Source organism: Hyphomicrobium album, from assembly GCF_009708035.1.
GTDB classification, from domain to species: Bacteria; Pseudomonadota; Alphaproteobacteria; order Rhizobiales; family Hyphomicrobiaceae; genus Hyphomicrobium_A; species Hyphomicrobium_A album.
Window position 1 is genome coordinate 360,063 of sequence record NZ_WMBQ01000001.1, and the last position, 14,057, is coordinate 374,119.

The 14,057-nt window shown below is 66.4% G+C and carries 13 protein-coding genes; 11 read left to right on the forward strand and 2 right to left on the reverse strand.

Annotated features, from left to right (window positions below):
- The first annotated feature begins 86 nt into the window (after positions 1 to 86).
- From dusB to GIW81_RS01730, 10 genes are all read left to right on the forward strand, one after another.
- On the forward strand, positions 87 to 1,130 hold the full coding sequence (gene dusB, locus GIW81_RS01685) for a tRNA dihydrouridine synthase DusB (RefSeq protein WP_154737617.1): 1,044 nt from the start codon (positions 87 to 89) through the stop codon (positions 1,128 to 1,130).
- Complete coding sequence (locus GIW81_RS01690; protein ID WP_154737618.1) at positions 1,127 to 2,278, forward strand: two-component system sensor histidine kinase NtrB; 1,152 nt, start codon at positions 1,127 to 1,129, stop codon at positions 2,276 to 2,278. The genes dusB and GIW81_RS01690 overlap by 4 nt, the downstream gene beginning before the upstream one ends.
- 3 nt (positions 2,279 to 2,281) lie before the next feature.
- Positions 2,282 to 3,730, forward strand: coding sequence for a nitrogen regulation protein NR(I) (gene ntrC / locus GIW81_RS01695; protein ID WP_154737619.1), 1,449 nt, complete (start codon positions 2,282 to 2,284; stop codon positions 3,728 to 3,730).
- Between the two features lie 157 nt (positions 3,731 to 3,887).
- A complete protein-coding gene (locus GIW81_RS01700) occupies positions 3,888 to 6,233 on the forward strand; it encodes a sensor histidine kinase NtrY-like (RefSeq protein ID WP_154737620.1) in 2,346 nt (781 codons plus the stop codon).
- A gap of 35 nt (positions 6,234 to 6,268) precedes the next feature.
- Positions 6,269 to 7,669 carry a nitrogen assimilation response regulator NtrX gene (ntrX, locus tag GIW81_RS01705; protein WP_154737621.1) on the forward strand — a complete coding sequence of 467 codons (1,401 nt, stop codon included), beginning with the start codon at positions 6,269 to 6,271 and terminating at the stop codon, positions 7,667 to 7,669.
- Between the two features lie 21 nt (positions 7,670 to 7,690).
- On the forward strand, positions 7,691 to 8,551 hold the full coding sequence (locus GIW81_RS01710; RefSeq protein ID WP_154737622.1) for a D-amino-acid transaminase: 861 nt from the start codon (positions 7,691 to 7,693) through the stop codon (positions 8,549 to 8,551).
- A 139-nt stretch (positions 8,552 to 8,690) separates the two neighbouring features.
- Positions 8,691 to 8,936 (forward strand): RNA chaperone Hfq, encoded by a 246-nt coding sequence (gene hfq / locus GIW81_RS01715; protein ID WP_072377609.1) that lies wholly within the window; start codon positions 8,691 to 8,693, stop codon positions 8,934 to 8,936.
- A gap of 32 nt (positions 8,937 to 8,968) precedes the next feature.
- Positions 8,969 to 10,360, forward strand: a complete 1,392-nt coding sequence (gene hflX, locus GIW81_RS01720; protein ID WP_407658185.1) for a GTPase HflX — start codon at positions 8,969 to 8,971, stop codon at positions 10,358 to 10,360.
- Between the two features lie 72 nt (positions 10,361 to 10,432).
- Positions 10,433 to 12,103 carry a magnesium transporter CorA family protein gene (locus GIW81_RS01725; RefSeq protein ID WP_210251894.1) on the forward strand — a complete coding sequence of 557 codons (1,671 nt, stop codon included), beginning with the start codon at positions 10,433 to 10,435 and terminating at the stop codon, positions 12,101 to 12,103.
- A 104-nt stretch (positions 12,104 to 12,207) separates the two neighbouring features.
- The gene (locus GIW81_RS01730) at positions 12,208 to 12,645 is read left to right on the forward strand and encodes a hypothetical protein (RefSeq protein ID WP_154737623.1); all 438 of its coding nucleotides are present in this window, start codon (positions 12,208 to 12,210) and stop codon (positions 12,643 to 12,645) included.
- An 11-nt stretch (positions 12,646 to 12,656) separates the two neighbouring features.
- Here GIW81_RS01730 and GIW81_RS01735 read toward each other — a convergent pair whose 3' ends face one another.
- On the reverse strand, positions 12,657 to 12,923 hold the full coding sequence (locus tag GIW81_RS01735) for a hypothetical protein (RefSeq protein WP_154737624.1): 267 nt from the start codon (positions 12,921 to 12,923) through the stop codon (positions 12,657 to 12,659).
- 68 nt (positions 12,924 to 12,991) lie between these two features.
- Positions 12,992 to 13,393: a hypothetical protein gene (locus GIW81_RS01740; RefSeq protein ID WP_154737625.1), complete on the reverse strand. Its 402-nt coding sequence runs from the start codon at positions 13,391 to 13,393 to the stop codon at positions 12,992 to 12,994.
- Positions 13,394 to 13,552: 159 nt separating this feature from the next.
- On the opposite strand from GIW81_RS01740, the gene GIW81_RS01745 reads away from it, so the two are divergent.
- Entirely contained in the window at positions 13,553 to 14,011 is a 459-nt protein-coding gene (locus GIW81_RS01745) for a tellurite resistance TerB family protein (RefSeq protein ID WP_195930306.1), read from the forward strand.
- The last annotated feature ends 46 nt before the right edge of the window (positions 14,012 to 14,057 follow it).

Below are 14,057 nucleotides of genomic sequence, written 5' to 3' on the forward strand. Positions count from 1 at the left end.
TGCGAAAGAAGGCGCGACCCCCTATTCTGCACAAATCAAGGGCACCGTTTCACATTGCCTAAATAGTGAGCAGGTCAGCTGTCGCGATGACGTCGAAGACCGACGCACTCACCATCGGGGGATATAGCGCACCCAACCGGGTTCTCCTGGCGCCCATGTCGGGCGTCACCGACCTGCCGTTCCGGCGCCTCGCGCATCGTCTGGGCGCTGGCCTCGTCGTCTCCGAGATGGTGGCGAGCGAGGAGCTGGTGCGCCAGCGCGCCGACGTCCTACGCCGCGCCGAAGGGCGGGAGCTGCAACCTTTTGTAATCCAGCTTGTCGGGCGTGAGGCGCAGTGGATGGCCGAGGGCGCCCGCATCGTCGAAGGTATGGGCGCCGACATCATCGACATCAACATGGGCTGTCCGGCGCGCGAGGTCACCGGCAAGCTGTCGGGTAGCGCGCTGATGCGCGATCTCGATCACGCGCTGTCGCTCATCGAGGCCGTTGTGCGCGCCGTACGCGTGCCCGTGACGCTCAAGATGCGCCTCGGTTGGGACGACAAGAGCCGCAACGCCGCCGAGCTCGCTCGCCGCGCCGAGAGCGCCGGCGTCAAGATGATCACCGTGCACGGTCGCACGCGCTGCCAGTTCTTCAAGGGCGCCGCCGACTGGAAGGCGGTGCGCGAGGTGAGCCAAGCCGTCTCAATTCCCGTCATCGTCAACGGCGACATCGCATCGGCCAAGGACGCCGCCGCGGCGCTCGACGCTTCGGGCGCCACCGGCGTCATGGTCGGCCGCGGCGCCTACGGCGCGCCCTGGCTGCCGGGTCGCATCGCCGCGTTCCTATCGCGTGGCACGCCGCCGACAGCGCCTCCGCTCGACGAGCAGGCGAGCATCGCCACCGAGCACGTCGAAGCCATGCTGAGCCACTATGGCGCCGACCTCGGCCTGCGCAATGCGCGCAAGCACATCGGCTGGTACCTGGAGACGAGTGGCCGCGCGGTGGACGTCGTCAAGGCGTGGCGCCGCCAACTGTGCACCGAGAGCAGTCCGGCGCGCGTGCTGCATGGCCTGAAGGCATTCTATGCCGACGCGCAGGAGAAGAAGGCATTCTATGCCGACGCGCAGGAGAAGGAGGCGGCCGCATGACCAAGACTGCTACCGCCACGCGTCCCGCCGCGCCGAGCCGCCGCCCCGTCGAGCATGATCTGCTGCTCGCCGCACTGCCGCATCCGATCATCGTGCTCGGTGAAGAAAACCGCATCGTCTACGCCAACTCGGCGGCGGAAGCCTTCCTGTCGAGCGGCGTCGCACTCCTGAAGCGCATCAAGCTCGAAGAGATCGTCGCCTTCGGCTGCCCGCTGCTCGGCCTCGTCGAGCAGGTGCGCAGCTCCGGGTCCACGGTGAACGAGTACGGCATCGAGGTGTCCGGGCCCAAATTCCAGACGCCCAAGCTCGTCGACGTGTACGGCGGAGCGATGCCCGACAATCCAGAGCTCGTCGTGCTCATGTTGCAGCAGCGGAACATGGCGCAGATGATCGAGCGCCAGCTCACCCATCGGGCCGCGGCGCGCTCCGTCTCGGGCCTCGCCGCCGTCCTCGCGCACGAGATCAAGAACCCGCTGTCGGGCATCCGCGGCGCTGCTCAGTTGCTCGAGCAGGGCATCACCGACGCCGACCGCTCGCTCACCCAGCTCATTTGTTCCGAGACCGACCGCATCCGTAACCTCGTCGACCGGATGGAAGTGTTCGGCGACGAGCGCCCGCTGGTGAAGGAGCCGGTCAACATCCATGACGTGCTCGACCACGTGCGCCGGCTGTGCGAGTCGGGCTTCGGCCGCGGCATCCGCTTCATCGAGGACTACGATCCATCCCTGCCGCCCGTCTCTGGAAATCGCGACAAGCTCGTGCAGGCCATCCTCAACCTCGTGAAGAACGCCGTCGAGGCGATCGGCGAGAACAAGGCGCAAGGGCGCGTCGTCATTCAGACATCGTTCCGTCCCGGCGTCCGTCTGTCGGTGCAAGGCTCCGACATGCGCATCAGCCTGCCGCTGATGATCCAGATCGAGGACAACGGCTCCGGCGTCCCCGACCACCTGAAAGAGCATCTGTTCGACCCGTTCGTCACCACCAAACCCTATGGCACCGGGCTCGGGCTCGCGCTCGTCGCCAAGATCATCAATGACCATGGGGGAATCATCGAGCTCGACAGCGAGCCAAAGCGCACCGTCTTCCGCGTCCTGCTGCCCATGCAGGATCGTGCATCCACCCAGAATTCCCGCTCGAGCCCGAGGTAGGCCATGGCCCGTGGCACCGTACTTATTGCCGACGACGACACCGCGATCCGCACTGTTCTCAATCAGGCGCTGGCGCGTGCCGGCTACGCGCCGCGCGCCACCGGCAACGCCGCAACGCTGTGGCGGTGGGTCAGCCAGGGCGAGGGCGACGTGGTGCTCACCGATGTCGTCATGCCGGACGAGAACGCCTTCGATCTGATCCCACGCATCAAGAAGATCCGCCCCGATCTGCCAATCATCGTCATGAGCGCGCAGAACACGCTGATGACGGCGCTGACCGCCGCCGAGAAGGGCGCCTACGAGTATCTGCCCAAGCCCTTCGACCTAAATGAGATGGTCGCCGTCGTCGGCCGCGCCCTGACGCAGCCGGGGCGGCGCCTGCAACGCCCGGCGCAGGAGATCGAGAGCGAGGAGCTGCCGCTCATCGGCCGCTCGCCGGCGATGCAGGAGATCTATCGCGTCCTCGCCCGCCTGACGCAGACCGACCTCACGGTGATGATCAACGGCGAGAGCGGCACCGGCAAGGAGCTGGTCGCGCGCGTCCTGCACGACTATGGCCGCCGCCGGCAGGGTCCGTTCGTGCCGATCAACATGGCGGCAATCCCGCGCGAGCTGGTCGAAAGCGAGCTGTTCGGCCACGAGAAGGGCGCCTTCACCGGCGCCCAGACGCGCACGCAGGGCCGTTTCGAGCAGGCCGAGGGCGGCACGCTGTTCCTCGACGAGATCGGCGACATGCCCCTCGAAGCCCAGACGCGACTGCTGCGCGTTTTGCAGGAGGGGGAGTACACCACCGTCGGTGGGCGCACGCCGATCAAGACCAACGTGCGCATCATCGCCGCCACGCACCGCGACTTGCGCTCCCAGATCGCGCAGGGCCTGTTCCGCGAGGACCTCTACTACCGCCTGAACGTGGTGCCTATCCGCATCCCGCCGTTGCGCGAGCGCCTGGAGGACGTCGGTGATCTTGTGCGCCACTTCCTGCGTCAGGCAGCGCGCGAAGGTCTCGGCCAGAAGTCCATCGAGGCGGCGGCTATCGACCGTCTCAAGGCGCACCCGTGGCCGGGCAACGTGCGCGAGCTCGAGAACTTCGTTCGCCGTCTCGCCGCGCTCTACACGCAGGACACGCTGACCAGCCAGATCATCGAGCAAGAGCTTGCCGAGGTGCTGCCGGATCGGGCGACCGACATCGGCAACGGCGACGCCAAAGATCTCTCCGAGCAGGTGGAGCGCTACCTTGCCGGGTACTTCTCGGGTTTCGGCAAGGAGCTGCCGCCGCCCGGTCTCTACGACCGGGTCATCCGCCAGGTGGAGCTGCCGCTGCTGACGGCGGCGCTGGCGGCGACGCGCGGCAACCAGATACGCGCCGCAGAGCTGTTGGGATTGAACCGCAACACCTTGCGTTCGCGCATTCGTGCGCTCGACATCCGGGTGTTTCGGACTCCGCAGGGCTAGTGCGGCGCGTTCTCCCCTTGGAATCCCAGGGCAATCTCGAAACCGGCTTGCGCCAGTGCGCAGCTGGCGTTACCTATTGGCCACGTCGCGAAAATGTCACAGTCACTTGATGTGATGTGTTCTCGCAACGGCCGCGGATCGATTTCGGCGGCGACCAATGAACCCGGCCTCCCCCGGCCGCCACCATTTCGAAAGTGTGCTGATGCCGGCCGTGCAGGTTGCACCGCAGCGAGGCTATAGCTTGGAAGAGGGCTCGTCCGCCCTCAATCCGAGCGACCGCGCCTTTTGGATCGGCCTCTGCCTGGTGCTGCTGTCGCTCGTCTCGGCGTTCGCGACCTACATTATCCTCACCGGCCTGTCGCCCATCGCCCCGCGCAACGAGGTGGTGCTCACCGTCCTCTTCCTGAACGTCGTGCTGATCGTTGCGATGATTGTCCTGCTGACGCGGCAGATCATCGGCTTGGCGCGCGCCTGGAAGCAGCGGACGCCCGGCGCACGGCTGCACATCCGCATCGTCGCTCTGTTCTCGATCATCGCGGCGCTGCCGACGCTGCTCCTCGCCATCGGCGCGACCGTCACCTTCGCGCGCTCGCTCGACGGGTGGTTCGCAACGAGCACCCGCGCCATCGTGCTGTCGTCGCGCGACGTCGCCAACGCCTATCTCGACGAGCATGGGCAGGTGATCCGCACCGACATCGTCAACATGGCGCGCGATCTCGACATGGCGGCCGGCTCGGTAGCCGGCGACCCGGGGCGGTTGCAGCGCCTGGTCATGGTGCAGGCGGGTCTTCGCGACCTGCCGTCCGCCTACATCATCGACGGCGAGGGCGTGCCGGTCATCGAAACGAGTGCTGACAACCAGCTCCCCTACATCGTGCCGCCGTTGAGTGCGCTGGCGCAAGCCGCGACGGGCCAGGTGGCGCTTCTGGAACCAAGTTCGCGCACCTTTCGCGTCGGGGCAGTGGCGCGGCTCGAGAATTATCCGGGCAAATACCTCTACGTGACCCGCAAGGTCAGTCCGAAGGTCATCGAGCATCTGCAGCTGACGGCGCAGAACGTCGACGAGTTCAACCGGCTGCGCAAAGCGCGCGGCGGCCTCAAGATCGCGCACGGCCTGATGTACCTGATGATCTCGATGACGGCGCTGCTTGCCGCCATCTGGATCGGCCTGTGGTTCGCCGGCCGCTTCGTGGCGCCCATCCGGCGCCTCATCGGCGCCGCCCAGGAGGTCTCTACCGGCAACCTCCACATCGAGCTGCCCGAGAAGCGCGGCGAGGGAGACCTGCGCCGCCTGTCGCAGACCTTCAACACCATGACGCGGGAGCTGAAGAACCAGCGCGACGCGCTCGTCACCGCCAACGAGCAGCTGATGGAGCGCCGCCAGTTCATGGAAGCGGTGCTGTCGGGGGTCTCGGCCGGAGTCATCGGTCTCGATAGCCAGGACCGCATCACGCTCGTGAGCCGCTCAGCCATCAACCTGTTGGGCCTTAGCGAAACCGACCTTGTCGACAAGAAGCTCAAGGATGCCATCCCCGCGTTCGCCAACGTCCTCGATGAGCGCGAGGAGCACACGCTCAAGCAGCGCTCGCAGGAGGAGGTGACGGTCTTCGTCAACGGCGAGGAGCGCACCTTCGCCGTGATAGCGACGCGGGAGCGCGCCACCGGCGGCGACGTCGGCTCGGTAGTCACCTTCGACGACGTGACCGATCTCGTCGTCGCCCAGCGCACCGCCGCCTGGGCCGACGTGGCGCGGCGCATCGCGCACGAGATCAAGAATCCGCTCACGCCGATACAACTCTCCGCCGAGCGGCTGCGGCGCAAATACTCCAAGAACATCACCCACGATCGCGAGACGTTCGACCGCCTCACACTGACCATCGAGCGGCAAGTCACCGACTTGAAGACGATGGTCGACGAGTTCGCCGAGTTCGCGCGCATGCCCAAGCCCGAGATGGCGCCGAACGACCTGCGCCACGCGGTGCAGGAGCCTGTCGTCCTGTTCCGCGAGGGGCATCCGGAGATCCACTACGAGCTGCGTATCCCCGACAAGCCGCTGATGATGTCGCTCGACCGGCGGCTCATCACCCGCGCCGTCACCAACCTGGTCAAGAACGCCAGCGAAGCGGTGGAGGCGGCGCGCGAGGCCTCGCTCAAGGAAGACCCGAACTGGAAGGGCCGCATCGAAACCATCGTCACGCCGCAGTCGGATCGCGTGACCATCGAGGTCATCGACAACGGCACCGGCCTGCCGAAACAGAACCGCGCGCGGCTGCTGGAGCCGTACGTCACCACCAAAGGGCACAAGGGCACGGGTCTCGGCCTCGCCATGGTGCTGAAGATCACCGAGCAGCACGGCGGCACCCTCGTTCTCGAGGATGCGCCGCCGGCACCGGGGCGCGCGCACGGCGCGCTGGTGCGCATCACGCTGCCACTCGTTCACGGACAGGGGCCGGTTCGCCCCGTCACACCGCATCAAGAGACTGAACAAGCCGTGGCCCACTAGGCCCGACGAATTCCTGCTGAAGGGAGCTTTGAGAGATGGCTGCAGACATCCTGATCGTTGACGATGAGGCCGACATCCGTGACCTCGTCGCCGGCATCCTCGAGGACGAGGGACATAGCGCACGCCTGGCTCGCGACAGCGACGAGGCGCTGAAGGCGATCGAGGAGCGGCGCCCGCACCTCGTCGTGCTCGATATCTGGCTGCAGGGCAGCCGCCTCGATGGGCTCGAGGTGCTGTCCTACATCAAGCGGACCTATCCCGATCTGCCGGTGGTGATCATTTCCGGTCACGGCAACATCGAGACCGCCGTCACCGCCATCAAGCGCGGCGCCTACGACTACATCGAGAAGCCTTTCAAGGCCGACCGACTGATCCTCGTTACCCTGCGTGCGCTCGAAGCCTCGCAGTTGAAGCGCGAGGTGAAGGAGCTGCGCGAGCGCTCGACGTTCTCGGCCGAGATGGTCGGCAAGTCGCCGGCGATCAACCAGCTGCGCAACGCGCTCGATCGCGTGGCGCCGACCAACAGCCGCATCCTCATTCGCGGCGCCTCGGGCGCCGGCAAGGAGCTGGCGGCGCGCGTCATCCACATGAAGTCGGCGCGCGCCGAAGGGCCGTTCGTCGTGCTGAACGCGGCGGCGATGGCGCCCGACCGCGTCGAGGAGGAGCTGTTCGGCACCGAGGATCGCACCGGCGGCGGCCCGCGCAAGGTCGGCGCGCTGGAGGAGAGCCACGGCGGCACCCTCTACATCGACGAAGTCGCCGACATGCCGGTCGAGACGCAGGGCAAGGTGCTGCGCGTGCTCGTCGAGCAGAAGTTCCTCCGCCTCGGCGGCAGCCAGAAGGTGGCGGTCGACGTGCGCATCATCTCCTCGACCAGCCGCGATCTCGAGCGCGAGATCCAGGAGGGCCGCTTCCGCGAGGACTTGTACCACCGCCTCAACGTGGTGCCGCTGCGCGTGCCCGGCCTCGCCGAGCGCCGCGAGGATATTCCCGACCTCATCCAGTTCTTCGTGGGCCAGCTCTCCAGTGCCTCTGGTCTCGCGCCGCGTCGCATCGGCGAGGACGCTATCGCCGTGCTGCAGGCGCACGACTGGCCCGGAAACGTGCGCGAGCTGCGTAACAATATCGAGCGGCTGATGATCCTCGCCGGCGGCGATCCGACGACGGTGATCACCGCCGAGATGCTGCCGGAGGAGATCGGCTCCAACGTGCCGCTGCCGGTCAACGGCGGTGCCGAGCACCTGATGTCGCTGCCGCTGCGCGAGGCGCGCGAAATCTTCGAGCGCGAGTACCTCCTGGCGCAGATCAACCGCTTCGGCGGCAACATCTCGCGCACGGCGGAGTTCGTCGGCATGGAACGCTCGGCACTGCACCGCAAGCTGCGCGCGCTGGGCGTCTCGTCCGAGCACCGCGGCATGGAAATCCGCCAGGCCTAATCTCATGCACGCGGGGATCAGTTGAGCCGCATCGTTTACGTCAACGGCCGCTACGTGCCGTACGCACAGGCCGCCGTTCACGCCGAGGACCGCGGCTTCCAGTTCGGCGACGGAATCTACGAGGTATGCGAGGTGCGCGGCGGGCGCCTCATCGACGAGGCGCGCCACATGCAACGCCTTGCCCGATCGCTCGGCGAACTCGAGATCGCCGCGCCGATGAGCGCTGCTGCTTTGGGCCACGTCATGCGCGAGGTGATCCGGCGCAATCGCGTCAAGGACGGCCTCGTCTACCTGCAGGTGACGCGCGGGGCGGCTCCGCGCGAGTTTCTGTTTCCAGCCGATACCGAGCCGACGGTCGTCTGTCTCGCCCGCCCGATGGCCAGCGCGGGGCTCGACGCCCGCGCGCTCGAAGGCATCGCGGTGAAGTCGATGCCCGACATCCGCTGGCAGCGGTGCGACATAAAGACAGTAATGCTGCTCCCCGCCTGCCTTGCCAAGGAGGCGGCGCGGCAGGACGGCGCGCGCGAGGCCTGGTTCATCGACGCCGATGGCTTCGTCACCGAGGGCGCCTCCAGCAACGCCTGGATCGTCGATGCCGGCGGTGCTGTCATCACCCGGCAATTGAGCAGCGCCATCCTCCCGGGCGTGACGCGGGCGACGCTCCGTGACGTGCTGGAGGGAGAGGGAATTACGCTGACCGAGCGGCCTTTTCGGCTCGACGAGGCCTATTCCGCGCGGGAGGCCTTCATCACCTCGGCGACCCAGACGGTCATGCCGGTCGTCCGCATTGACGGACGCCCAATCGCCGATGGTAAACCCGGTCCGGTGGCCCAGCGCCTACGCTTGAATTTTCACCAGATTGCCGCCATTTCGAGCGCTTGAAGCGGCTTCATTTTGATGACGGAGTTGGTATACCTTTTAAGGTGCAGTGCGAAAAAATGTTATTATATTACGCTCAGCAACGACGCTCACCCACGTATCGAATACCCTATGCAGACCCTAGAACAGGCGGATAACAAAAATGGGCGCAGATAGAGTCCAAAACCTTCAGGACACGTTCCTGAACCACGTGCGCAAGAACAAGACGCCGCTGACCATTTTCCTCATCAATGGCGTCAAGCTTCAGGGGATCGTGAGCTGGTTCGACAACTTTTGTGTTCTGTTGCGGCGCGACGGTCACTCGCAGCTCGTGTATAAGCATGCGATCTCGACCATCATGCCCGGCCAACCGGTCCACCTCATGGAGACCGAGACGACCGAGGCCTAAGCCGGACGGCACAGATCGACGAACGCGTTGACATAGCAGAAGAGCTTGAGGACGGAGAGCGGCGCGCAAGCGGTGCGCGCGCTCTTGTGCTCGTTCCGGATCTGAAGCGCGCAGCACGCAAGGGCGGCGAGCAGAGTGGCGGCCAGAGTAGCGGAAAGGCGCGCACGGCGCCGCTGCACTCTCCCCGCGATCGCCTGCAGGAAGCCAGCGGCCTCGCCGAGGCGATTGACCTCTACGTCATCGACAGCATGCTCGTGCCCGTCGCCACGCCGCGTCCCGCGACGCTGTTCGGCACCGGCAAGGTCGAGAGCCTCAAGGCGCTCATTGCCGCGCACGAAATCGAGCTGGTCATCATCGACCATCCCGTCTCGCCCATCCAGCAGCGCAACCTCGAAAGGGCTTGGAACACCAAGGTTCTCGATCGCACCGGCCTCATCCTCGAGATCTTTGGGCGGCGGGCACGCACCAAGGAGGGACGCCTGCAGGTCGAGCTGGCGCACCTGTCCTATCAAAAGAGCCGCCTGGTCCGGACCTGGACCCACTTGGAGCGCCAGCGCGGCGGCTACGGCTTCCTCGGCGGTCCCGGCGAGGCGCAGATCGAGCTCGACCGGCGCATGATCGACGAGCGCATCATCGCCATCCGCAAGGATCTGGAAGTCGTCGTGCGCACCCGTGAGCTGCATCGCCAGGGGCGCCGGCGCGTGCCGTATCCGGTCGTCGCCATCGTCGGCTACACCAACGCCGGCAAGTCGACGCTCTTCAACCGGATCACCGGCGCCGACGTCTTCGCCAAGCACCAGCTGTTCGCGACGCTCGACCCGACCATGCGCGAGGTCCGCCTCAAGAGCGGCCGGCGCATCATCCTGTCGGATACCGTCGGCTTCATCTCCGATCTGCCCACGATGCTGGTCGCCGCCTTCCGCGCCACGCTCGAGGAAGTGATCGAGGCCGACCTCATCCTGCACGTGCGCGACATCGCTCACCTCGAGACCGACAGCCAGGCGCGCGACGTCGAGGCTGTGCTCACCGACCTCGGCATCGACACGCTCGCTGCCGAGGCGCCGATCCTCGAGGTGTGGAACAAGATCGACCTGCTCTCCGCCGTGACCAGCGAGGCGGCGGTGAGCGCCGCGCGCTTCGCCGACCGTCCGCCCGCCCTCGTGTCGGCCGCGACGGGCGAGGGGATCGACGGTCTGCTCGCCGACATCGACAAGCGGCTGGGTCGCGGGGACGCGGTCGTCGAGCTGGTCATCCCGGCGCACGAGGGCCGCCTCCTCAACTGGCTCTACGAGGAGGCCGAGGTGCTGGCGCGCGAGGCGCTCGACAACGGCGAGACGCGCGCGCGCGTTCGTGTCGCCGCGGAGAAGAAAGAGCGACTTCTGGTGCAAGCCCGCCGCGCCGGGGCCGCGTTATCGCTCGAATAGAAGCCTGCGCACGCGATATTAAAGGTTGAAGATTGTAATCGGGGCACGTGTGCTCGAGCCCGCCGTGACGTCATGGCCACGACGAACAACGCCGATCGCCAATCGCCCAGCGCCGACGTTCTTGGCGCGGGGCCGGCGCTTGCCGATCCGGGGCGCCGTGTGCGGCAGTTTCGGCAAGTCCTCCTCTGGCCGCTACAACTGAAGCCGGGCAAGCGAGACGCCGAAGACCGCGATTGCCACTCCGTTGCTGCACTGATGACCGCCACCGGCTCGCCGTGGACGGAGAAGACAGACCGCGCAATTCCCGACGATCCGCGCGCCCTCTACGAGCACTGCTATCGCGAGTTCGTATCCGTCCTGCCGCACGTGCAGCGGTTTCTCTACGGGGAGGGTGGGCCGACGCGCATCTTCAGCCGCCGTGACATCGCGCGGGCGCGCATAACGCTTGTCCGCGGTGCAGCGCCGCTGGTGTTCGACGTCGCCCGCGTGGAGTTGCACTTCTTCTGCGACGTCGACGTTGCCATCCTTGCCGTCGAGATCGAGGGCCGGGATCTCGCCATCGAGGATGTGCAGGAGGTCATGTATCGCTTCGGCCGCGCCTATCCGTCGGGCTGGACCGAAACCGGAGAGCCCTGGCACTGCCCAGAACGGGTCGAATGGCTCGACCGGGACGGCCGTGGGCTCGCGACTTCAGACTATGAGCAGCGCGACAAGTTCCTGGCCTCGATTTGCGAGCGGCAGGTTCCGGCCATCGCCGCGCACTGGAGGTTCCTGCTGGCGCCGCTCAATCGCGGCGAGGGGACGGGGGCGTTGCGGTTCGGGCTCATCGAGCACAACTGGATACCGCTTATGGCCTACCTCGCCATGGCTGACCCGTTGAGCCTGACGGCCAACGATCATGCGCGCTTGGCGCTGGTGCTCCCTCCCGGAGATCCCGCGGCGGCGCCCTATGCGGCGGCGTTCCTGCAGGATTTCGATAAGCGCTATTGCTACGACCGCTTCCACGATCGATCTCGCGCCGGTGACTGGAGCGATACCCGCATCATGTGCTGCGGGCACGCGTTCGTCATGGTCGTCGATGCGCGGCACGAGGCCGTCACGGATGCCGAGCGCGGCCTGCTCGCCCAGTTCCGCCATTCCTTCTTCCTCTTGGGCCTGATCGCCCACTTGCATCGCGCCGCTCTGCTGGCGCTTTCCGAGCGGCTGGCGCGCACCATCGGGCGGCTGAACACGGAGCGCCCGCAAAGCGTCGAGGACTTTCACTCCAACATTCGCCGCTCGTTGGAGATCTTTCTCCGCTTCTCGCACAGGTACTGGTTCTACGAGGTGTCCAATCAGGCCGTCGCCCGGGATCTCTTTCGCCTCTGGTCCGACCACCTGGCGACAACGCGCCTCTACAACGACGTGCGCGAGGAGCTGCGCGACATGAGCGAGTACCTCGACAGCGACCTGCTGCGCCGCTCGTCGGCGACGATCGTGAGGCTCACCGTCGTCGCCATTCTGAGCCTCATCGGCACGGCAACGACCGGCTTCCTCGGCATGAACTTGCTCGATGAGGCCGATGCTTCGCTGACCATCAAGGTGATCTATTTCATAGTCGTCGCGCTGCTCACCACCATGCTCACTGTCTACACGGTCATGAAGGCCAACAGGCTCGCCGAGTTCCTCGATGCGTTGGCCGATACGCGCCTCTATTGGCGGCGCAAGCTCAAGGCCTTCTTTGCGATCTGGGAGAAACGCTAGCCGACCTAAGCAGCTACATCCTTGTTTCCACCTCATTTCCGGCCCGAACGCATGGCCAAATCCAAAGTGCAATTTGATTCGGCAACGACGACGAGGGGGCCCGAATGCGACCGCTGCTGCAACAACTCCAAGATATGCACATCCGAATTGCCGAGACTGCGACACACGAGGAGACGCTGGTCAGGGCGCTGAGTGAAGCGCTCGATCGCCTCGATCAGCAGCTCCTGCAGGATGTGCAGACCATCGCTAGTGAGCACGAGGCGCGCCGCTCCGCCATCCTTGGCGAGCTGCAGGGCCTCGCCTCGAGCATCGGCATGTTCCAGGTCCAGCACCCGCAGGTAACTGCGCGTGCCGACCTTGAAGAGCCAACCTATCTCCCGACGGCCGGCGATTGGCGTGAAGCCGCCAGCAACATCCGCGACGATTTAGAACCGGTCAGCGCCAGCGCTGCGCCGCGCGCGCTGTTCCCGCACGAGCGGCGTGCGAACGAATCTGCAGCGCCGGTGAGTTTGATGCAGCGGCGCCGCCGCGCCGCAGGTTAGTTTAGCCGCCGTCAGCGATCGGCCGGGGGCACGTACTTGCGCTCGTTGCGCGTCTCGCGCACGATGCCCTTCGGCCCGCTCGACGGCAGCGCGACCTCGTGGGCGTCGCGTGCATCGCGCAACGGCAACGGCGCCAACCGCAACTTCTCGCGCTGCGGTTCGATGATCTGACCTGGCACCGGTGGTGTGTCCTGCGTGAAGTCGTGCGGCACACCCTGCGCGGCCGCCGCGGTCGCGCACAAAGCCGTAAGAGCAGCAACGAGCAAATGCCTGCGCATGAGAGCCTCGCCAGAACGCATTGTCCTATCGAGACAACGCGCAAGGCGGCGGCTTCGTTGCGCGGCCGTCAGTTCTTCGGCTCGACCAGCCCCGGCACCTTGCTTCCCGCCGGCCCGATCTCCTGCACGGCCTGCTGGCAGCTCCACTGCTGCGACACCTTGCAGTCGTTGGGACCGTCGGCGTGTGTGCAGTTGAGCGTCTCGCGCCAGGCGGAGAGGATCTTGCCCGCCTGGGCGTCGAACTCTGTGAGCTCGTCGCCCTGGTAGCGCGACCGCAGCGCGGCGACGCGCGGTGTGATCTTCAGCCCGTAGCAGACGAGGACGGCGCCGGCCGCCTCGCCGTAGCGGGCGCCGGCGTCTTTGGCCGACAGGCTCGGTATCTCGGTGGGGCTTGTGCCGACCCCAGCGGCGGCGATGGCGCCGGTGCCGAGGACCAGGGCCGCGGCTAATGAGATGTTAGGCGAGCGCATGCAATCCCTCGCTTCTTGTTGGCCGCACCGATTAGAGCGGGCCGGCCGGCCGGGTGCAATGCGACTTGCGGCTCAATGCACGGGTGCCGCAGGCGGCTGGTCAGGCCAGGCACGGCGGCTTACATCAGGACACAACGCCGCGAACGCCAGGGACCGAGCATGCTGCAACGACTTTTGAATGTACTGAACGGGCGCGAAGCCCCGGGCATCGGGGCCGCGGCCAATGACCTCGAGCTGGCCGTCGCGGCGCTGCTCGTCGAGGCGGCGCGCATGGACGACGTGTTCGGCGCCGATGAGCGGTCGGCGATCGAAAGCCTGCTCGCCAGGCGCTTCGAGTTGAGCGAGGACGACGTGACAGCGCTCGTCGACGAGGCGCAGCGCAAGGTCGAAAGCTCGGCGCAATATTTTCCCTACACGAGCCGCGTCACGCGCGAGCTCGAATGCGAGCAGCGGGCGGAGATCATCGAGATGCTGTGGCGCGTGGCGTTTGCCGACGGCGTGCTCGATCCGCACGAGGACATGCTCATCCGCCAGATCGCCGGGCTGATCCATGTGCCCGACCGCGAGCGCGGGCTGGCGCGCCAGCGCGCGCTGGCAGCCGGCAGGCAGGACGATTGACGCTGCCGCCGAACGCGGAAGCGCGCGAGCCCATACAATTTATCGC